This is a genomic window from Dactylosporangium siamense, assembly GCF_016862795.1.
In the GTDB taxonomy this organism is placed as follows: Bacteria; Actinomycetota; Actinomycetes; order Mycobacteriales; family Micromonosporaceae; genus Dactylosporangium; species Dactylosporangium siamense.
This window is the reverse complement of sequence record NZ_BONQ01000125.1, coordinates 1-18,212: the sequence shown is the minus strand read 5'-3', so window position 1 is coordinate 18,212 and position 18,212 is coordinate 1. Positions and strand designations below refer to the sequence as shown.

At 73.7% G+C, this 18,212-nt stretch carries 20 protein-coding genes; 9 read left to right on the top strand and 11 right to left on the bottom strand.

The genetic code is table 11. The features are described 5' to 3' along the window. Nucleotides 1-105: 105 nt before the first annotated feature. A complete protein-coding gene (locus Dsi01nite_RS38845; RefSeq protein ID WP_203851384.1) occupies nt 106-279 on the top strand; it encodes a CsbD family protein in 174 nt (57 codons plus the stop codon). Between the two features lie 38 nt (nt 280-317). Here the strand turns inward: Dsi01nite_RS38845 and Dsi01nite_RS38840 are convergent, their stop codons facing one another. From Dsi01nite_RS38840 to Dsi01nite_RS38830, 3 genes are read right to left on the bottom strand one after another with little or no spacing between them, the layout of a single operon-like run. Further along, a complete protein-coding gene (locus Dsi01nite_RS38840; protein ID WP_203851383.1) occupies nt 318-1,538 on the bottom strand; it encodes a cupin domain-containing protein in 1,221 nt (406 codons plus the stop codon). Further along, nucleotides 1,535-1,807 carry a BatC protein gene (locus tag Dsi01nite_RS38835; RefSeq protein ID WP_203851382.1) on the bottom strand — a complete coding sequence of 91 codons (273 nt, stop codon included), beginning with the start codon at nt 1,805-1,807 and terminating at the stop codon, nt 1,535-1,537. Before Dsi01nite_RS38835 ends, Dsi01nite_RS38840 begins: the two co-directional genes overlap by 4 nt. 56 nt (nt 1,808-1,863) lie before the next feature. Continuing rightward, complete coding sequence (locus tag Dsi01nite_RS38830) at nt 1,864-3,540, bottom strand: DUF6194 family protein (protein ID WP_203851381.1); 1,677 nt, start codon at nt 3,538-3,540, stop codon at nt 1,864-1,866. A 65-nt stretch (nt 3,541-3,605) separates the two neighbouring features. Between Dsi01nite_RS38830 and Dsi01nite_RS38825 the strand changes: the two genes are divergently transcribed. Continuing rightward, nucleotides 3,606-4,382, top strand: coding sequence for a MerR family DNA-binding transcriptional regulator (locus Dsi01nite_RS38825; protein WP_203851380.1), 777 nt, complete (start codon nt 3,606-3,608; stop codon nt 4,380-4,382). Here the strand turns inward: Dsi01nite_RS38825 and Dsi01nite_RS38820 are convergent. After that, nucleotides 4,354-4,758: an ATP-binding protein gene (locus Dsi01nite_RS38820; RefSeq protein WP_203851379.1), complete on the bottom strand. Its 405-nt coding sequence runs from the start codon at nt 4,756-4,758 to the stop codon at nt 4,354-4,356. The two genes, Dsi01nite_RS38825 and Dsi01nite_RS38820, sit on opposite strands and share 29 nt — an antisense overlap. 153 nt (nt 4,759-4,911) lie before the next feature. Between Dsi01nite_RS38820 and Dsi01nite_RS38815 the strand changes: the two genes are divergently transcribed. Beyond that, nucleotides 4,912-5,235 carry an STAS domain-containing protein gene (locus tag Dsi01nite_RS38815; protein ID WP_203851378.1) on the top strand — a complete coding sequence of 108 codons (324 nt, stop codon included), beginning with the start codon at nt 4,912-4,914 and terminating at the stop codon, nt 5,233-5,235. A 36-nt stretch (nt 5,236-5,271) separates the two neighbouring features. Further along, nucleotides 5,272-6,459, top strand: a complete 1,188-nt coding sequence (locus tag Dsi01nite_RS38810) for a low temperature requirement protein A (protein ID WP_203851377.1) — start codon at nt 5,272-5,274, stop codon at nt 6,457-6,459. Nucleotides 6,460-6,465: 6 nt separating this feature from the next. Here Dsi01nite_RS38810 and Dsi01nite_RS38805 read toward each other — a convergent pair whose 3' ends face one another. After that, the gene (locus Dsi01nite_RS38805; protein WP_203851376.1) at nt 6,466-7,023 is read right to left on the bottom strand and encodes a hemerythrin domain-containing protein; all 558 of its coding nucleotides are present in this window, start codon (nt 7,021-7,023) and stop codon (nt 6,466-6,468) included. Between the two features lie 84 nt (nt 7,024-7,107). Here Dsi01nite_RS38805 and Dsi01nite_RS38800 point away from each other — a divergent pair, with 84 nt between their 5' ends. Further along, nucleotides 7,108-7,449, top strand: a complete 342-nt coding sequence (locus Dsi01nite_RS38800; RefSeq protein WP_203851375.1) for a TraR/DksA family transcriptional regulator — start codon at nt 7,108-7,110, stop codon at nt 7,447-7,449. A gap of 57 nt (nt 7,450-7,506) precedes the next feature. Further along, on the top strand, nt 7,507-9,084 hold the full coding sequence (locus Dsi01nite_RS38795) for a cellulose binding domain-containing protein (RefSeq protein ID WP_203851374.1): 1,578 nt from the start codon (nt 7,507-7,509) through the stop codon (nt 9,082-9,084). Between the two features lie 76 nt (nt 9,085-9,160). Here the strand turns inward: Dsi01nite_RS38795 and Dsi01nite_RS38790 are convergent, their stop codons facing one another. The 3 genes from Dsi01nite_RS38790 to Dsi01nite_RS38780 all read right to left on the bottom strand — a co-directional run bounded on the left by Dsi01nite_RS38790 (nt 9,161) and on the right by Dsi01nite_RS38780 (nt 11,346). Continuing rightward, complete coding sequence (locus Dsi01nite_RS38790; protein WP_203851373.1) at nt 9,161-9,895, bottom strand: hypothetical protein; 735 nt, start codon at nt 9,893-9,895, stop codon at nt 9,161-9,163. Nucleotides 9,896-9,985: 90 nt separating this feature from the next. Further along, a complete protein-coding gene (locus Dsi01nite_RS38785) occupies nt 9,986-10,684 on the bottom strand; it encodes a glycosyltransferase family 2 protein (RefSeq protein ID WP_203851372.1) in 699 nt (232 codons plus the stop codon). A gap of 35 nt (nt 10,685-10,719) precedes the next feature. Then, nucleotides 10,720-11,346 (bottom strand): ElyC/SanA/YdcF family protein, encoded by a 627-nt coding sequence (locus tag Dsi01nite_RS38780; protein ID WP_203851371.1) that lies wholly within the window; start codon nt 11,344-11,346, stop codon nt 10,720-10,722. 217 nt (nt 11,347-11,563) lie between these two features. On the opposite strand from Dsi01nite_RS38780, the gene Dsi01nite_RS38775 reads away from it, so the two are divergent. Together Dsi01nite_RS38775 and Dsi01nite_RS38770 are read left to right on the top strand one after the other, a co-directional pair. Next, nucleotides 11,564-12,712, top strand: coding sequence for a hypothetical protein (locus Dsi01nite_RS38775; protein WP_203851370.1), 1,149 nt, complete (start codon nt 11,564-11,566; stop codon nt 12,710-12,712). Nucleotides 12,713-12,765: 53 nt separating this feature from the next. Next, nucleotides 12,766-13,647, top strand: a complete 882-nt coding sequence (locus tag Dsi01nite_RS38770) for an AraC family transcriptional regulator (protein ID WP_239136490.1) — start codon at nt 12,766-12,768, stop codon at nt 13,645-13,647. 32 nt (nt 13,648-13,679) lie between these two features. On the opposite strand, the gene Dsi01nite_RS38765 is transcribed toward Dsi01nite_RS38770, so the two are convergent. After that, complete coding sequence (locus Dsi01nite_RS38765; protein WP_203851369.1) at nt 13,680-16,034, bottom strand: thiamine pyrophosphate-binding protein; 2,355 nt, start codon at nt 16,032-16,034, stop codon at nt 13,680-13,682. A 135-nt stretch (nt 16,035-16,169) separates the two neighbouring features. Here Dsi01nite_RS38765 and Dsi01nite_RS38760 point away from each other — a divergent pair, with 135 nt between their 5' ends. Continuing rightward, on the top strand, nt 16,170-16,886 hold the full coding sequence (locus Dsi01nite_RS38760; protein ID WP_203851368.1) for a GntR family transcriptional regulator: 717 nt from the start codon (nt 16,170-16,172) through the stop codon (nt 16,884-16,886). A gap of 14 nt (nt 16,887-16,900) precedes the next feature. Here the strand turns inward: Dsi01nite_RS38760 and Dsi01nite_RS38755 are convergent, their stop codons facing one another. Further along, a complete protein-coding gene (locus Dsi01nite_RS38755) occupies nt 16,901-17,353 on the bottom strand; it encodes an HIT family protein (RefSeq protein WP_203851367.1) in 453 nt (150 codons plus the stop codon). Then, nucleotides 17,350-18,212, bottom strand: an 863-nt coding sequence (locus Dsi01nite_RS38750) for a fumarylacetoacetate hydrolase family protein (protein WP_239136489.1), incomplete at its 5' end; no start/stop codon positions are given. The genes Dsi01nite_RS38755 and Dsi01nite_RS38750, both read right to left, overlap by 4 nt.

Here is an 18,212-nt window from a genome sequence, read left to right as displayed (position 1 = left end):
TTGCGGACCGGGACGCCTGAGGCGAACGAACCAGTTTCACCGGGTCGCCACGGGGCACCCCGAAAGCGTGGCCGCGGCCGGCGGCCGTAGGGAAGTGGGTTCGCGATGGGACTGAGCGACAAGATCGACAACCAGGCGGAAGAGGCCAAGGGCAAGGTCAAGGAAGGCGTCGGCAAGGCCACCGACGACGAGCAGCTCGAGGCCGAGGGCAAGGTCGACCAGGCGTCCGGCAGCCTCAAGCAGGCCGGCGAGAAGATCAAGGACGTCTTCAAGAGCTGAAGCATCGCGAAAGGCCGGCGCCCTTGGGCGCCGGCCCTTTATGCGTCCAGGGTCAGGATCGTCTCGCTGATCAGGCGCCGGACCAGCACCAGGCGGTCGGCGTCGTCCAGGCCAGGCAGGTCGCCGACCCGGTGCACCCGGCCGTCGAGCAGCTCGCGCACCGCCGCCGCGCACACCGCCGGCATCGTGACGGTCCGGTCCGGCACCTCGATCGCGACCCGCTCGGTGGTGACGATCCGGGCCCGGAGTCCCGGCCGCAACCGGACCCGGTCGTCCACGGACAGCCGCGCCAGGGCCGCCGCCTGCGCCACGGGCCGCATCGGCGCCGGCCGTGCGGCTGACGCGGTGGAGCGGGACCAGTGCGCGGCGACGGTGTCCGGTGAGAGCGTGTCGAGCCACGAGTGCAGTGCCTTGACGGTGTCGGCGAGCACCGGGGCGATCGACGACCCGTCGTCGCCCAGCTCGGTGCCCATCGGCAGCCCGGCCCGCAGTGCTGGCTCGTCGGCGGCGAGGTCCAGCAGCGCCTCGACGACGCTGAGCCGGGTCGGCGCGCGCAGTCCCAGCGTCAGGTGCAGCGACCAGTCGTCGAGCGCCGAGGCGGCGTGCAGCCAGCCGCGCGGCAGGTACAGCGCGTCGCCGGGTCCGAGCACGGCGTCCAGCACCGGCGGGTCCGCGGCGACGGCGGCGACCTCGTCGGCGCGGCCGCCCCACGGCTGCCGCTCGACCGGGTCGATGACCACCGGCGGGTGCACCCGCCACCGTTTGGTGCCGGCGACCTGCAGCACGAAGACCGCGTGGGTGTCGTAGTGCGTGGCGAACCCCTGGTTTCCGGGTGGGGTCAGGTACGCGTTGATCTGCACCGGCACGGCCAGCTCCCGGCCCAGCCCGCCGGCCAGGTCGATCAGCGGCGGCCAGAGCCGGTGCAGTCCCTGCAGCACCAGTGTCGCGCCGCCGTTGAGCAGTTCGAAGACCCGCTCGTCGTGGACCTGGTCGCCGATCTCCGCGCCCGGCCCGCCGCCGCCGGTGTACCGCGCCGCGGCGATCACCTTGCCCCGCTGGGCCATCCGCACGAACGGTGTGCGCAGCCCGCGGCGGCTCAGCAGCTCGTCGACGTCGTCGAGGTCGAGCAGGTCGGTGTAGTCGTCGACGCGGCGCGACAGCAGCGGCGCGCGGTCCCAGTGCCGCTCGGCGAAGTCGTCGGCGGGGATCGGGACGCACCGGCGCAGCGCGGTCCGCGCGCCGCCGCTGCCGGCGGTCATTCGCTCGCGCCGCCGTCCGCACCGCCGTCGGTGGCCCGGGCGTTCGCGCCGCCGTCGTTGGGGCCCTCCGTGGGGTCACCGTCCGCGCCGCCGTCGGCACCGCCGTCCTCGGCCTCGATGTTCGCGCCGCCGTCGGCGGTGCCCTCGTCGGTCATCGCGCCGCCGTCGGCGCCGCCGTCGTGCGCGGCCGGCACGGCACCGCCGTCGGCGGGTCCTTCGGGGCCGGGGCCGGGTGGGGTGGTGGTGATGTCGTCGTCGTTGAGCGCCATCGCTGAACTCCTCTGTCGGTGGTCGGAGCCTCCCCGGTACCCCTGCCGCGACGGGATCAACCGGATCGACGCAGCACCGCCCGGTGGTGCGCCGTCACGATCAGTCCATCGAGGTCGGCGACGCTACGCGGACCGGGGTTGAGCACGCACACCCAGCCCTGCCGGCCGTAGGACGGGTGCGGCAGGATCACGTCGAGGCGGGCGAAGTCGACGGCCGGCCGCCGCTCCTCAAGCTCCGCGGGCGGGTACCCCAGCAGCCGCTGGAACTCCTCGCGTCCCGCGTGGACATTGACGCGGAAGACGCCGGGCCGGTCCAGCCGCGACGCCTCGTCCCAGCCCGGGGTGTCCCGCCCGACGATCGTGGCGAACGGCAGCCGCCGGTCCGGGCCGACGTAGAAGAACCGGTCGCCCCAGCTCGTCTCGGGCGCGCCCGACTCCTCGGTCGCGAGGAGCAGTTCGGTGCCGGGCAGCGCCAGGATCCGTTCGGCGAGCGCCGCCGGGTCGGGTCCCTGCGGCGCGGCGGTGGGGACGTGCAGCACGGCATCGCAGCCGGCGACGGTCGCCGCGTCGAGCGGGAAGTACCCCTGCTCGGCGGTGACGTCGGTCCGCTCGCGCCGCCCGTGCGTGACCGCGGCCAGCGTGACGGCGTCCACGAGGACCGCACCCGGGTCGGGTTCGGCAGTCAGCACGGCGGCGTCCGTCAGGCCCGGGCCGAGGGCGTGTTCGAAGGTGCCGGCGTCGGGCGCCGCCAGGCCGAGGGCGGCGCTGGAGCCGAGGCTGCCGGCGATGTACAGGTACCGCTCGCCGAGCAGGGTCGCGACGACGGCACCGGCGCTGGACCAGGTCAGATCCATCCCCGCCAGCCGCCAGGTGCTCGGGTGGCGTTGCAGGTGCCGGTTGTGGGCGAAGACCAGCGTCGGGCCGCGGTGCCGCTCGCCGGTGCGGATGTCGAGCAGGTTGCGGGCCATCAGCGCGTCGCGGATGCCGAGCAGCCGCGACGTGCGCTCCTGCGGGGTGATCGGGTCGGCTGCGACGGCGTGGTACCGCAGCAGCCCGAGCGCCGTGCTGCCGTGCACCTCCGCCCGGCGCCACGCCTGCGGTGAGGACGTTGCGACCAGGCGCGGCGCCTCGGCGTACAGCGTGGTGACCAGGTCGTCGGCGACGGCCCGGAGGGCCATGGCCGCCGCCCCGCCGCCGACGGACTTCGTGGCGTCCATGAGCGCGGCGACGTCGCTCCAGCGCCTGTCGTCGCCGAGCAGTGCCCCGAGGTCGGTGCGGCCGTGCCGGAACCCGTCCGGCCCGAGCCGCGCGGTCAGGTAGTCGTGCAGGTGCCGCAGGTACGGCCCGGGGCTGGGCGCGGTGGTCATCTCCAGCGGCGCGTCGAAGCCGTGGAACGCCACCCGGTCGCCGGGCGGGCGGCCGGCGTTGTGCCCGCGCAGCCAGGCGACGAGGTCGCGGTTGGCGTCCAGCTGCCCGAGGCCGTGGCTGAACCCGGTGGCCAGCACCGCGTCGAGGGTCCCGTCGCCGCCTTGGACGTAGGCGTCGACGTCGAGGGCGGCGACCCGGTCGGACTCGATCGCCACGGATCGGAAGCCGTCTTCGACCAGGGCCTGGAGCAACGCGTTGCGCAGCTGCGGAAACGCGGGCTCGCCGTGGGTTGGTTCGCCGAAGGCGAGCAGGTCCGGCGACGCGGCGATCAGGGTGCGGACCTCGGCGACCGGTGCGGGAGTCATGACCTCTACCGTATCGTTGAATCACCTGTTGAATGTCGGACCGCGGTCGAGCGCGGAAGGCGGCGATGAACCCTCAAACGCAGGTGCGATACCGGCCGGTGGACCTCGCCCGGGAGCACGGCCTGTCCGCGCAGGCGGTCCGCAACTACGAACGCGACGGTTGCATCCCCGCGGCCGGGCGCACCCCGAGCGGCTACCGCACCTACACGGCCGTGCACGCCCACGCGTTGCGGGCCTACGTGGCGTTGATCCCGGCGCACGGGTATGCGACCGCCGGCGACGTCATGCGCGCCGCCAACGCCGGTGACGTGGACACCGTGCTGCGCGCCGTGGACCGCAGCCATGCCCAGCTGCAGCGCGACCGGGAGACCCTCGACGCCGTCGAGGTGGCCGTGACGACCCTGGCGACGCCGGCGCCGCTGCCCGCGGTCGCGGTCGCGGTCCGGGCCGACCGGCCGCTGCTCGTCGGTGATGTCGCGCACCGGCTCGGCGTGACGCCCGCGACGCTGCGGACCTGGGAGCGGGCCGGGATCCTCACGCCGCGGCGCGACCGGGCCAGCCACCACCGCCTGTACACCACCGACGACGTGCGGGACGCCCAGCTGGCGCAGCTGCTCAGGCGCGGCGGCTACCTGCTGGGCCACATCGCGGAGGTCGTCGGCCATGTGCGCGCCACGGCCGGTCCGGCGCCGCTGGACGCGTCGTTGCGGGACTGGCGGCAGGGCCTCGCGGCGCGCGGGCGGGCGATGCTGACCGCGGCCGGCCGGCTCGCGGACTACCTGCGGTTCCTCGATGAGCACACCGACGATCCGGTCAGGCCGCCGACTCCGCGCGGGGCATGAACAGCCGGACCGTGACCCCGCGGGCGGTGCTGGAGATGTGCAGGTCGCGGCACAGGTTGCGGGCCATCCACAGGCCGCGGCCGCTGACCGCGTCGGGTGCCGGCAGCTCCTGCGACAGGTGCTCGGGCAGGCCGGGGCCGTGGTCGCTGACCTCGATGCGGACCCCGTCGCCGGTCTGCTCGATGACGATCCGGCCGCTGCCGCCGCCGTGGCGCACGGCGTTGGCGGCCAGTTCACTGACGGCGATCACGAGGTTGTGGGCATTGGTGGCGGAGACACCGGCCACCCGGGCGGCCTGGTCGACGAGGTCCCGGACGCGGCGGAGACCGTCACCGGAGAAGTCCCTGGACACCGAGCGTAAGCGGTCGCGTGTCATCAGTCACCGCGCCCCTGCGCATCGGTCGTGTCCAGCCATGTCGCCCCCGGTCGACACTGTACCCACACCACGCGACGGCCAACCGTGGCGGGACCAGGGCGGGCGGTACCATCGGCGCGGGCAAGATCGGGACCCGGTCGCGAAGGAGGCGGCATGACGGCGTCATACACCACCGGCGACCTGCGACCGGACGGCTCCGTGCGCCTCGACGTCGCGGGCGACCTCGACCTGTCGGCCCGGTCATCGCTGGTCGAGCACGTCGAGCCGCTGCTGGACGGCCCGGCGGTCACGGGCGTCGTCATCGATCTGTCCGCGGTCGATTTCATCGACTCCAGCTGCATCGGCGCCCTGGTCGGCTGCAAGCACACCGCCGACAGGCTCGGCCGGACCCTGCGCGTGCAGGGCGCCCGCGGCCAGGTCGCCGAGGTGTTCGAGATGACCGGCGTCGCGGCGGTCCTGGGCGGCCCCCGACCCTGAGGCGTGGCGGGTGACCCGGTTGGGTAACCGCGGTGGATGCCCGACGCCGAGCAGCGCCCCGCACCCCTGATCCGGCCGCCCCGGCTGCTGACCGACGTCGACCGCACGGCGACCCGGCTGGAGCTGTTCTTCGACCTCGCCTATGTCCTGGTCATCGCCGAGCTCGCGGCGACCCTGACGAAGGACCTGACGGCCGAGGGCGTCGCCGTGTTCGCCGGGCTGTTCACGGTCGCCTGGTGGTCCTGGGTCACGACAACCCTCTACGCGAACCGTTTCGACACGAACGACGTGCTGTACCGCCTGGGCAAGCTGGCCTCGACCGCGGCCGTGCTCGGCATGGCCGCAAGCGCCCCGGAGGCGACCCGCGGCACCGCGACCGCGTTCACGCTGTGCTACCTGGCGACCAGGGTCGTGCTGTTCGCGTTGTACGCCCGCGCGTACCGTCACGTCCGGGACGCCCGGGCCACGATCGGTATCTACCTGATCGGCACCGCGGCGGGCGCGGCGTGCTGGCTGGCGGCGCTGGCGGTGCCGGGCGACTGGAAGTTCCTGCTGTGGGGGTGCGGCATCCTCCTGGAGGCGTTCGCCCCGGTCGCCGCGACCCGGTTCGGCGACAACGTGCCACTGCACCTCGAGCACCTGCCGGAACGTTTCGGCCTGTTCGTGATCCTCGTGCTCGGCGAGTCGGTCGCCTCGGTCGTCCTCGGCGTCCACGACACGCACTGGACGACGTCGTCGGCGCTCGTCGCGGGGGTGTGTTTCGTCGCGGTCGCGGCGCTGTGGTGGAACTACTTCGACCTCGGCGGCGCCGCCGGCAAGCAGGAACTGGTGGACGCCGACGAGACCCAGGAGGGCGGCGCGGCCGACGGCTACGTCTACGCGCACCTGCCCCTGACACTGGGCCTGGCCGCCGGCGCGGTCGGCATCGAGCAACTGATCCTGCACCCGGATGGTGGCGTCTCGACGCTCGGGCGGTGGATGCTGCCGGCCGGCGCGGCCCTGTTCCTGCTCGGCACCGCCGCGGTCATCGCCGGCACCGCCCGCCGCCTGCGGGCCGCGTGGCCGTGGCCGCTCGCGGCGGTGCCGTTCGTCCTGGCCGCCGGGACGCCGGTCGGCTGGCCGCCCGCGGCGTCGGCCGGCCTGGTCGCGGCGGCGCTGCTCGCGGTCGTGCTGGCCGGGATCCGCGAGCAGCAGCGCGGCGCCCTGCGCACCACCGAGACCTGAGGTTCGTCAGAGACTCACCTCGTGCGACGTCGGCCGCAGCACATCGCGGATCACCAGCGCGGCGTCCGGCACCCCTGGCCGCGCGGGGCTCTCGGCGGTGACCCGGGCCTGCGCGGCGCGGGCCACGTCGCCGAGGTCCTGCAGCTCACCGGCGGCGACGGCGGCGCGCAGCCGGGGGAACTCCTCGCGCGCCTCGCGCCGGATGTGGGCGGTGAGCATGCCGTGCAGCACGATCAGCCCGTCGGTGCCACCGAGGCCGGCGGCGGCGTCGACCCGGGCGGCGTCCTCCAAGGCGTCGCTGATGCGGCGTTCCTCGTCCAGCAACTGCTCGGCGAGGTGCTCGGCCGGCTCCAGGTGCCGGGTGATCGGGTGGACGATCTCCTCCTCGAGGCTCTCGTGCACCGCGATCAGCCAGGCGAGCTCGCCGAACGCGGCGTGCCGGTCCTCCCCCGCCGCGGCGAGGGTCCGCTGGAACTGCCACTCGATGCGCTGCTGCTGCCCGGCGAGCAGGCCCGGCAGGTCAGCCGCGGCGGGCAGGGCCAGGTGCGCCGACGAAGTGAACATGATGGGCCTCCTTGCCGATCGGGTGTGCCTACCCCAGCCCCCATCGTCCTCCCGTGGACGGGCCCCGCGGGGCAGGATGGGCACATGCCCGGTCAACCGCATGAGGCGCTGCGGCTCGCCCGCGAGGACGCCATGAGGCAGATCGCCGCCCTGCACCGCGACCTGGACGGTGTCATCGAGGCGTCCCGGTCGTCCAACGCCGACGACGAGCACGATCCGGAGGGCGCGACGATCGCGTTCGAGCGTGCCCAGGTCGCGGCGCTGCTGGACGGTGCCCGGCGGCGCCTCGCGGAGCTGGACGCCGCCCTCGAGCGGGTCGAGGCGGGCACGTTCGGCCGGTGCGAGCGGTGCGGCCGGCAGATCCCGGCGGAGCGCCTCGAGATCAGGCCGTCCGCCCGGACGTGTGTCGCCTGTCCCACCCATTGACTTTCAGTTAAGTTTCTTTATCGTTGTGCCTCAATATACCTCGTCCTGGAGGCATTGATGGCGCTACGACTCCGGCTGGTCCTGGCCGCCGCCGCGACACTCCTGGTCGCCGGCGGCACGGCCGCGATCACCACCCCCGCCGCCGCGGCCGGCTCGCTGACCGCGACCCTCACCTACGACTCCGACTGGGGCTCCGGCTACCAGGCGAAGTACACGATCGCCAACGGTTCCGCGTCGACCGTCACGGCGTGGAAGGTCGAGTTCGACCTGCCGTCCGGCACGACCCTCGGCAGCTACTGGGACGCGCTCATGGCCCAGTCCGGCGCGCACGTCACGGCGACGAACCGCACGTACAACGGCACCCTCGCGCCGGGCGCCTCGACCAGCTTCGGCTTCCTGGTCTCCGGGTCCGGCAAACCCGCCAACTGCAAGCTCAACGGCGCGAGCTGCGCCGGGGTGATCGACACCCAGGCGCCGACCGCCCCGGCGAGCCTGCGCGGCACCGGTGCCACCTCCAGCAGCGTCAGCCTCGCCTGGAACGCCGCCACCGACAACGTGGGCGTCACCGCCTACGACATCTACCGCGGCGGCACGCTCGCCACCACCGTCACCGGCACGACCGGCACCGTCGGCGGACTCTCGGCGTCGACCGCCTACACGTTCACGGTCAAGGCCCGCGACGCGGCCGGCAACACCTCCGCGGCCAGCAACTCGGTCAGCGTCAGCACCACGGCCGGCGGCGGTGGCGGCGGTGGTACCCCGTTGCCCGTCGCACCGTACGTGGACATGGGCGCGTGGCCGACCCCGTCGCTGGTCGACATGGCCACCGCCGGCAACCTGAAGAACTTCACCCTCGCGTTCGTCAACAGCGCCGGGTGCAAGGCGTCGTGGTTCAACGCGTACGACCCGCGGGCCGCCTGGGCGAAGGACCAGATCGACGCGATCCGCGCCCGGGGCGGCGACGTCAAGATCTCCTTCGGCGGGGCGAGCGGCATCGAACTGGCGCAGGCCTGCTCGACCCCGGCCCTGGTGAAGGCCGAGTACCAGGCCGTCGTCGACGCGTACCAGCTCAACTACATCGACCTGGACATCGAGGGCGCGGCGGTCGCCGACCCGACCACGGTGGCCCGCCGGTCGCAGGCCCTCGCGCTGCTGCAGGCGGCCCGGCCGAACCTGAAGATCTCCCTGACGCTGCCGGTCCTGCCCGAGGGCCTCACCGCCGACGGCGTCGCGGTGGTCCGCTCGGCCCGCGACGCCGGGGTGAACCTCGACCTCGTCAACGTCATGGCGATGGACTACCAGCGCAGCAGCGGCGACTACGGCAACTTCGCCGTGCAGGCCGCGCAGTCGACGTTCGCGCAGCTCAAGACCCTGTACCCGGCGAAGACCGACGCACAGGTGTGGCGGATGGTCGGGGTGACGCCGATGCTGGGCAAGAACGACGACGGCGGCACCTACGACCAGGCCGACGCCCGCCAGATGGTCGCGTTCGCGCAGGCCAACCACCTCGGCATGCTGTCGTTCTGGGAGACCACCCGCGACCGCAACGCCTGCACCGGGGCGCTCTACCTGTGCACGAACATCCCGCAGCAGCCCTACGAGTTCAGCCGGATCTTCGCCGCGTACACCGGCTGACCTCGGCCTTCGCCGTGACTCGGCCTTCGCCGTGACTCGGCCTTCGCCGTGACTCGGCCTTCGCCGTGGACCTCGGTCAGCTCGTGCTGAACGGGGTCTGCGGCGGGGCGGAGCGGCGCCGGCGGTCGTCGGTGTCCGCGACGGTCTCCGCGGCCGGGTGCGAGAACACCGCCGGCGCGATCTTCGCCCGGGTGGCGGCGGCCTCCTCCTTTTCGCTCTCCTGCTCGGCTTCCGGCGGTGCCTTGAACGTCTCCGTGGCGGGGCGGGCCGCGGCCTTGTAGGCACCCGGCGACTCGGGCGCCGACGCGCTGAAGGCGTTACGGGACGCGCCGCGCGACTGGCTCGGCGTGCCTTTGGAGTCCCCGTCGCGGTCCGGTCCGTCGCTCGCCGGCGGCGTGGTGGCCGGCTTGAACGCGGCGGCGGCCTCCTCACCGGTCATCCCGCCGGAGGAGACCGCGCGCCACAGGGTCGTGGTGGTGCCGGCCACGGTGACGACGTGCCGGTCCAGGGCCTCCGGGGTCGCGCCGGCCGCGGCGAGGGCCTTGGCGGCGGCCGGCGGCAGGTCGACCCACGGACGGACGGTGGCGGCGGTGAAGCCGTTCGCCGCCCACTGCGCGGCGAGGCGGCTGATCCGCTCGGCGACCTGGGCGGGGACGACGTCGCGGCCGCTCGGCCGCTCGCCCAGCAGGGCCCGCGCGAGCTCGGTGAGCTCCGTGATCGGCACCCATCGCACGGCCGTGTCGCCCCCGCTCACGTCGGAGTTCGGGGGTGTTGCCACACGGGTGGCCCGGCGGCCAGCGGTCGGTTCCATCAGCTCATGATCCCTCATCGTGTAATCGGACGGCTACGCGCACCCCGGCTCCGTGATGTTCCCGACCGCCACCGGGCACTGCCTGGCTGGTCACCGGCGGGACCGGGTGGACGGGGACAGGGCGAAGCGCAGCAGCGGACGGTAGACGCGGGCCGAGTCGGCGACCGAGCCGAAGTGCGATGTGCCGTTGTCGCCGATGTACGTGGTGGCGATGACCGTCTCGGCGATGGGCCGGTCGGCGCGGGCGGCGTGCAGCAGGACGTTCATCTCGTATTCGAAGCGTTCGCCGGGCACCTCGCACAGCCAGCCGAGCAGCTCCGCGGGATAGCCGCGCAGGCCGGTCTGCGTGTCCTGGACGGGGCGGCCGGTCGCGGCGCGGAACAGCAGCCGGGTGACGGTGTTGCCGAACCGGCTGCGCAGCGGGACCCGGCCCTCGAACCGGCGCACGCCAAGCACCATCGTGCCGCTGACGGCGACGTGGTCGGCGACGCGGAGGATGTCCGCGACGCGGTGCTGGCCGTCGGGGTCCGCGCAGACGACGGCGTGGCCCGGGTGCGCGGCGGCGGCATGCCGGAACCCGGTCTTCAGCGCGGCGCCCTTGCCGCGGTTCGTGCCGTGCCGCAGCACGGTGCAGCCGAGATCCTCGGCGTCGCGCAGGACCTGCGCGGACGCGGGGCCGCTGCCGTCGTCGACCACCACGACGCCGGTGCCCGGTTGGGCGTCACGCAACGAGGTGACGGTGGTGAGGAGGCCGAGGCCCGGTTCGTACACCGGCAGCAGGAACAGCATTGAGACCCCTCACTCGAAAACGGTTGCGTGAGGTGTTACCCAGTCGCGCGCCGTCGCAATGACGCGACCATCGCCCGCTCGCGGCGCAGCAGCCGGGCCGGATCGGTGACGCCGAGGAACCACAGCCGGGACGCGAGGTGCACGACCCGCTCCCGGTGGGATGCCGACTCGCCCCCGGCGGCGGGCACGTCGAGCAGCGCCGCGCCGCGCAGCCGCAGCACCTTGCGGGCGAGGAAGCGGATCCGCGGCAGGTGCCACGCGTGCGAGACCAGCCCGAGCGGGTGCCGCGGCTCGAACGCGTGCCCGGCGAGCAGCCCGTCCCCGGCGGTGTGCAGCAGGTTCTCCAGCGTGCTCCGCGAGCGGCACTCCAGCTTCAGCTCCGCGTGTGCCGCCAGCCCGGCCGCCCGCGCCCGGGCCAGCATCAGGTCACCCTCGCAGCACCCTTCCGGCGGCCGCGGCTCCCCGCGCGACGCCTCGGCCCAGCCGCCGGTGAACACGACCAGCGGCGCGGGCGCGGCGGCGAACGCCTCCCGGTGCGTGTGCACGTAATCGATTGCGGCGTCGACCCTCGCGGCGCTGGCCGAGGTGAGCACGAACCGCTCGCCGATCGTCGTGACGCCCCGGCCGAACACCACCAACACGGTCGCGACCGGTGCCGTCATGATCTCCACGGTACCGGCGGCCGCCGCGCAACCGCTCTCCCCCGCCCGCCCGCGGTCGCGCGTTTCGCCGGTCGCGCGTTCGCGGGCTGGGTGTTTCGCGCACTGGGTGTTTCGCGCACTGGGTGTTTCGCGCACTGGGTGTTTCGCGAACTGGGTGTTTCGCGGGCCGCTGTGAAACCGCGCGACTCCGCCCGTGGTCGCGTGCTTGACTGCGCCGGTGACATCGACGACGCCGCAGTTGCCGGAGCACGACCTCGCCGCGTTCGTGGCGGACCGGCTGCCGCGGCTGTCCGGCCTGGCGCACGATGCGCTCGTCGTCGCCCTGGAGTTGCGCGCCGACCCGGCGGCGGTCCCGCCGCTGCGGGAGCGGGTGGTGGACGCGCCGGCGGACTTGCTGTTCGGGCTGCACCACGCCCTGGTCCGGCTGACCGGCCACGACCCGGTGCTGCCGCTGGACCGGGATGCCTGGCCGGACGCGGTGCGGCGGGTGTGGGCGGCCTGGGACCCCGGCGTCGCGGCCCGTCCCCGCGTCGAGGACGTCGAGCTGCTCGGTGGCGACCGGGCCCGGCTCGTCGTCTTGGACGGGCGGGGCGTCATCGGCATCGACTACGACCCGCCGCCGCCCGCCTCGTCCTGGCCACGCTGGAGCAAGTCGGTCCTGGTCGCCGGCGAGCGGCTGTACGGCGTCGGCTCCGACTGCGGCACCTGCGAGACGAGCCTGCAGCTCATCGGCTGGCCGCCGCGGCCGGCGGCGGCGCTGTCGCAGCGGGTCCGGGACCGCCTCGCCGACGTCGGGACGCTGGACGGTGCCGTGCTCGACGCCGTCGCGCCGCTGCTGACGGGGTTGCGCTCCGGGCACTACCTGGTGGTCCTGGCCGACCTGGATCTGCAGCACGTCACCGACCCGGCGGAGTCGTGGTGCTCGCGCCGCTACGACCTGCGCACCGGTGACACCGACGACGGCGACGAAGACGGCGAGGGGCTGGACTGGCCCGGCACCGAACACCTCCAGCTGCGCACCGTCGTGCCCGGCGCCGGTCCCACCTATGCGGTGCTCCTGCCGAGCCAGGCGTTGGACGGGCACGACGGCCGCACCGTGGCCGCGCACGCCGAAGCGATCACCGCCGGCCGGCGGCCCACCGCGGTGGTCAGCGCGTGGGTCGAGGACCGCTACGTGCGCTGCGAACACGCCGAGCGGTTCCTGGTCGGCGTGATCCTGGACGGCCACCACAAGCTCGTCGCCTATGCCCGGGCCGGGGTCGCGGCGCGGGTGCTGATGCTGTGCCGGGTCGAGGACTCGTGGGGGCCGCCCGCCGCGCGGACCGCGTTCCTCGACGAGGTGTTCACGGGGCTGCGCGAGCATTGACCGTCGTGCATGGCAGCGTTACTTTGAGGATTGTTTACAGAAGGGTGGGGACGGTGCTGCCGAGGCACGAGCTGGACGTGCCGGACCCGGCGCCGCTGCCGTTCGCGATCGGCTCGTTCGACTGGTTCGGGCCGATGGCGCGGGCCGGGTTCCCGCACCGGCACAGCTTCCACGAAATCGTCTACGTGACCAGCGGCAGCGGCGCGCACGTCGTCGATCTGCACGCGCACCGGCTGCGGCCGCCGCAGCTGTTCGCCGTCGCGCCCGGGCAGGTGCACCACTGGCAGGACGTGCGCGGGCTGGACGGGTGGGTGGTCGTCTTCACCGACGACGCGCTGCTGCAGCATCCCGGGGACCGGCGCGCCCTGGCGGCGCTCGCCGGGTCGGCGGGGCCGCGGCCCCGGGCCGGCGACGCGGCCGAGCTGGCGGCGCTGCTCGCGGTCATGGCGCACGAGTACACGGAACGGCCCGCCGGGTTCGACACGGTCCTGGCGGCGCTGCTGCACGTGCTGGTCGTGCGGATGCTGCGGCTGTTGCCCCCGGCGCGCCTGGCGCCCTCGGTGTCCTCGGCGTCCTCGGCAGATCCGGCCCGTTCGGCGCCTTCCCCGCTGGAGGCGGGTGTTGCCGAGCGGTTCGGCCGGCTGCTGACCTTCGAAACCGGTATCGCGCCGACCGTGCGGGCGTACGCGGCCCGGCTCGGCGTCTCCACCAGCCACCTGACCGAGGCGGTCAAGGCCTCCACCGGCGAGCCACCGGGCCGGCTGATCCGCCGCGCCCAGGCCCTGGAGGCGCGGCGGCTCCTCGCGGGCACCGGGCTGAGCGTGGCACAGGTCGCGCACGCCGTCGGGTTCGCCGACCCCGCGTACTTCTGCCGCTTCTTCCGCCGCGAGGTCGGCGTCAGCCCGGGCCGGTTCCGCGACCAGCACCGCCACTGACCTGCGTCTGTGCTTCAGAGGCCGCGACCGGGTCAGCTCACCAGGTCAAGTGCGGCGCGGACGACCGCGTCGGCGTCGATGCCGTGGTAGCGGTAGACGTCCTCGAGCCCGCCGGCCTGCCCGAACCGGGACACCCCGAGCGACAGCGACCGCACCCGGTTGATCGTGGCGAGGAACGCCAGGGTGTGCGGGTGGCCGTCGAGCAGCGTCACCATCGGCGCGGCCCGGTGCGCGGGGAAGACCTGGTCCAGGATCCACGACGGCCCGTCGGCCAGCCCGCGCCGCGCCTGGACCGCCTCGAACAGCCGGCCGGGGCTGGTCACGCAGACCACCTCGGCGTCGACGCCCGCCTCGGCGAGCCGGTCCGCGGCGGCGAGCGTCTCGGTGATCATGGCGCCCATCCCGACGAGCGTGACCGCCGGGACGTCACCCGAGGCGGCGCGCAGCGTGTACGCCCCCGCCAGCACCTGCCGGCGGCGCCGCTCCCGGGCGGCCGGGTCGGTGGGGACGGCGGCGAGGGCCTGGTTGACCGGGCGGGTCGACAGCCGCAGGTACGACGAGCTGCCGTCGGGACGGCCGAGCCGCGAGATGGCGTCGAACAGGGTCCACTCGACCTCGATCGCGAACGCCGGCTCGAAACTGACGCAGCCGGGCTGCTCCAGGCCGATCGACGGGGTCTTGATCGACTGGTGGGCGCCGCCCTCGGCGGCGAGGCTCACCCCGGACGGCGTGCCGACCAGAATGGACTGACCGCCGGCGTAGATGCCGTAGGACCACGGCTCGAGCGCCCGCTCGACGAACGGGTCGTAGAGCACGCCGATCGGGAACAGCGGCTGGCCCCAGCGGCTCCAGGTGGCGCCGAGCTCGCCGATGAGCCCGACCAGGTTGACCTCCGCGATGCCGAGCTCCATGTGCTGGCCCGTCGGGCGCTCGCGCCAGTGCATCGTGGTCTCGGCGTCGTCGGCGAACCAGTCGTGCCGCTCCGTCGGCGACCACACGCCGATCTTGTTGAGCCAGCCGGCGAGGTTGGTGCTGGAGCTGACGTCGGGGCTGACGGTGACGACCCGGCGGGCCGCCTCCGGCGCCTCTCTGGTCAGGTCGAGCAGCGCCCGGCCGAGCGCGGCCTGGGTCGTGGAGGTGCCGGACGGGGTACGGCCGATGTCGGCCGGGACCGCGGGCGGTGCGACGGTCGCCTGGGGTGCGCGCCGCAACCGGTCCGCCGTCGCGCGGCACAGCCGGCCCGGGCCGGAGTCGTCGGCGAACCGCGCCCAGGGCCGGTCGGCGTCCATGCCCAGGCCGGCGGCGAGCGACCCGAACTGCTCGACGGTCAGCAGCGAGGAGTGGTTCTGTGGATGTCCCTGTGTGGGCAGTCCATAGCCTTTGATGGTGTACGCGATGATGACGGTCGGGCGCGTGTCGTCGATCTGTGCGTAGGCGGCGCGCAGCGTGTCGAGGTCGTGCCCGCCGAGGTTGCGGATGGCGCGGGTGAGGGTGTCGTCGTCGAGGGCGGCGATGAGCTCGGCGACCGCTCCGGCACCGTCGCCGTCACCGGGTAGGCGCAGCCGCAGCTCGTCGGGGCGGCAGCGCAGCAGGCGCTGGTACTCCGGGTTGGGCATGGCGAGGATCCGGGCCCGCAGGTGCTCGCCGCCGGGCCGGGCGAACAGCGACTCGAGGAGCCGGCCGAACTTCACCGTGATGACCTGCCAGCCGGCCGCGGCGAACATCTGCTCGATCCGGCCGGCGGCGATGTGGGGCACCACCCGGTCCAGCGACTGCCGGTTGAGGTCGACGATCCAGACGACCTCGCCGAGCTCAGCGACGGACGCGTCGAGGACCGCCTCCCAGACGGCGCCCTCGTCCAGTTCGGCGTCGCCGACGAGGGAGTACTGCCGGCCGCGGCCCGCGCCGCCGATCTTCGCCTCGACGAACCGGCGGGCGATCGCGCCCCAGATCGGTGCGGTCGCGCCGATGCCGACCGATCCGGTGGAGTAATCGACCGGGTCCGGGTCCTTGGCGCGGCTCGGGTACGACTGGAGCCCGCCGAACTCCCGCAACCGCGGCAGGTACGACTCGTCCAGCTCGCCGAGCAGGTAGTTGACGGCATGCAGCACCGGCGAGGCGTGCGGCTTGACCGACACCCGGTCCCCGGACCGTAGCTGCTCGAACCACAGCGAGGTCATGATCGACACCATCGAGGCGCAGGACGCCTGGTGGCCGCCGACCTTGAGGCCGCTCGGGTTGGGCCGCACCCGGTTGGCGTGGTGGACCATGGCCGTCGACAGCCACAGCACCCTGTCCTGGACCTGCTGCAGCGCGTCGGGCTGCAGTGCGTCGGGCTCAGCCTGATCCGTCACGGGCACCGCCGGGGTGTGGAGGATGCTGGTCATGGCCTCACGGTATGAGGAATATATGATAGATGCAAGACACCAACTTCTCACATCGCCGCTCGTCGCCACAGCCCTGGCAGACAGGGCGATGCGGGCCACACACCGAAACAGGGGGCGATGCGTTACCGTATATTCGTGGTGTCAGAGGCGTCGCTCGAGAAGTCAGCAAGGGCCGGACTGCGGTCCGTGGCCGGTCCGAACTCCGCCGTGGACCGGGTGACCGCCGAGATCAGGCGCGGCGTGCTCAACGGCACCCTCAAGGCCGGGTCGAGCTTCTCGATCGCCGACCTCAGCGTGCAGCTGGGCGTCAGCCACATCCCGGTGCGTGAGGCGCTGCGCCGCCTCGAGACCCAGGGGCTCATCACCCTGCGCCCGGGGCGCAGCGCGTTCGTCAACCCGCTCGACCGCGACGAGCTGCGCTCGATCTACCGGCTCCGCAAGCTCATCGAGTGCGACCTCGCCGCCCGGGCCTGCCTGGACCTCACCCCCGCCGACCTGGACGAGGCCGAGCGGCTGCTCAAGGAGTTCACCCAGGCCGACGTCGACGCCGACGAGTCCTGGGAGATCCACAAGCGGTTCCACCTGACGTTGCTGCGGCCCGCGCTGACCGAGTGGGACCTGCGGCTGCTGGAGCAGCTGTGGCACGCCTGCGACCGCTACACCCGGGTCGTCTACGAGACCTACCAGATCGGCCCGGAGGAGCGGCGTCGCCGCGAGATCGCGCACCGGCTGCTGATCGACGCCGCCCGCACCGGCTCCCCCGCCGAGCTCAAGCTCGCGGTCAACGAGCATCTCGCCGAGCGCGAGCTCGCCTGCCTCGAGTGGATGGCGGCGCTGCCGCCATCCACCTGAGACGTACTGCGAGGTCAGGCACCGACCGGTGCCGCCGGACGGGCCGCGAGCCGGGTGTAGGCCTGCGCCACCGCCGGCACGAGTGCCAGCGCCGCGGTGCGGTCGAGCCGGTCGGTGCGCTGCTGCATGATGGCGCCGAGCCGGCGCTCCGGCGGCACGTCGTCACCGCGGGCGGCGATCAGCGTGTGGAAGTGCGGGTTCGCCTCGCCGAAGGTGAGCAGGTAGGTGGCGGGCGCGCCGGTCACCTCGCTGACCGCGTCGACGACGTCGCGGGCGCGTCGGCCGTAGGTGGCCAGTTCCTGCTCGCTCAGCCCGCCGAGGCGCAGGGCGTGCCGGCGGACGCGCAGGACGTACCAGCCGGGGACGTCGAAGCCGGGGATCACCTCGCAGGCCCACAGGTCGTCGCGGAAGACCACCGCGGCGTCCTCGGCGGACTCCATCCCGCAGGGCACACAGTCGGTGCTCATGAAGCGCTTCCAATCCGGGTGGTCAGCGAGCCGAGGCCCTCGATCGTGCTGACGAGCTCGTCGCCGGGGCGCAGGTAGACAGCCGGGTCGCGGCCGTGTCCGACGCCGGCGGGGGTGCCGGTGAAGATGAGGTCACCGGGGTGCAGCGGCAGGTGCGAGGACAGGAACGCGATGAGCGCCGGCACGGTGAAGATGAGGTGCTTGGTGTGCGAGTGCTGCATCCGCGCACCGTTGAGCTGGCAGCTGATCTCGAGGTTGGAGGGGTCGGTCAGCTCGTCGGGGGTCACCAGCCAGGGGCCGATCGGGCCGAAGCCGGGCAGTGACTTGCCCAGGCCGAACTGCGATGAGGCGCCGCCGGCGAACTGCAGGGCCCGGTCGCTGAGGTCCTGGCCGACGGTCAGGCCGGCGACGTGGGCCCAGGCGTCGGCGGAGTCCACGTGCCGGGCGGTCCGGCCGATCACGACGACCAGCTCGACCTCCCAGTCGACGGTGTCCGACGGCAGAGCAACGGCGCCGGGCCCGGTGATGCAGGAGCTGAACTTCGGGAACACCATCGGCTGGGACGGCAGCGCCATGCCGGACTCGCCGGCGTGGTCGGCGTAGTTGAGCCCGATGCCGAATACCTGCGACGGCCGGGGCACGGGCGGCCCGGCATCAACCGGAGCGGGCAGCATCGCACCGGCCGCCGGACGCGAGAAGGACCAGGCCGTGAACTCGTCCCAGCGGTCCAGGGCGGAGTGCGGGTCGGGGCCGAAGCGGCCGTCGCTGGCGGTCGCGACGTCGACGAGGTCCGCGCCCTCCTGGCTGACGAGCCGGCCGGCGACGTTGGCGAGCCGCATCAGTCGAACACCGTGACGAC

Excerpts from the sequence above, each read along its gene's own strand:
- Dsi01nite_RS38845 (WP_203851384.1), top strand. The coding sequence starts at position 106 with ATGGGACTGAGCGACAAGATCGACAACCAGGCGGAAGAGGCCAAGGGC.
- Dsi01nite_RS38840 (WP_203851383.1), bottom strand. The coding sequence starts at position 1,538 with ATGACCGCCGGCAGCGGCGGCGCGCGGACCGCGCTGCGCCGGTGCGTC.
- Dsi01nite_RS38835 (WP_203851382.1), bottom strand. The coding sequence starts at position 1,807 with ATGGCGCTCAACGACGACGACATCACCACCACCCCACCCGGCCCCGGC.
- Dsi01nite_RS38830 (WP_203851381.1), bottom strand. The coding sequence starts at position 3,540 with ATGACTCCCGCACCGGTCGCCGAGGTCCGCACCCTGATCGCCGCGTCG.
- Dsi01nite_RS38825 (WP_203851380.1), top strand. The coding sequence starts at position 3,606 with ATGAACCCTCAAACGCAGGTGCGATACCGGCCGGTGGACCTCGCCCGG.
- Dsi01nite_RS38820 (WP_203851379.1), bottom strand. The coding sequence starts at position 4,758 with ATGACACGCGACCGCTTACGCTCGGTGTCCAGGGACTTCTCCGGTGAC.
- Dsi01nite_RS38815 (WP_203851378.1), top strand. The coding sequence starts at position 4,912 with ATGACGGCGTCATACACCACCGGCGACCTGCGACCGGACGGCTCCGTG.
- Dsi01nite_RS38810 (WP_203851377.1), top strand. The coding sequence starts at position 5,272 with ATGCCCGACGCCGAGCAGCGCCCCGCACCCCTGATCCGGCCGCCCCGG.
- Dsi01nite_RS38805 (WP_203851376.1), bottom strand. The coding sequence starts at position 7,023 with ATGTTCACTTCGTCGGCGCACCTGGCCCTGCCCGCCGCGGCTGACCTG.
- Dsi01nite_RS38800 (WP_203851375.1), top strand. The coding sequence starts at position 7,108 with ATGCCCGGTCAACCGCATGAGGCGCTGCGGCTCGCCCGCGAGGACGCC.
- Dsi01nite_RS38795 (WP_203851374.1), top strand. The coding sequence starts at position 7,507 with ATGGCGCTACGACTCCGGCTGGTCCTGGCCGCCGCCGCGACACTCCTG.
- Dsi01nite_RS38790 (WP_203851373.1), bottom strand. The coding sequence starts at position 9,895 with ATGGAACCGACCGCTGGCCGCCGGGCCACCCGTGTGGCAACACCCCCG.
- Dsi01nite_RS38785 (WP_203851372.1), bottom strand. The coding sequence starts at position 10,684 with ATGCTGTTCCTGCTGCCGGTGTACGAACCGGGCCTCGGCCTCCTCACC.
- Dsi01nite_RS38780 (WP_203851371.1), bottom strand. The coding sequence starts at position 11,346 with ATGACGGCACCGGTCGCGACCGTGTTGGTGGTGTTCGGCCGGGGCGTC.
- Dsi01nite_RS38765 (WP_203851369.1), bottom strand. The coding sequence starts at position 16,034 with ATGACCAGCATCCTCCACACCCCGGCGGTGCCCGTGACGGATCAGGCT.
- Dsi01nite_RS38755 (WP_203851367.1), bottom strand. The coding sequence starts at position 17,353 with ATGAGCACCGACTGTGTGCCCTGCGGGATGGAGTCCGCCGAGGACGCC.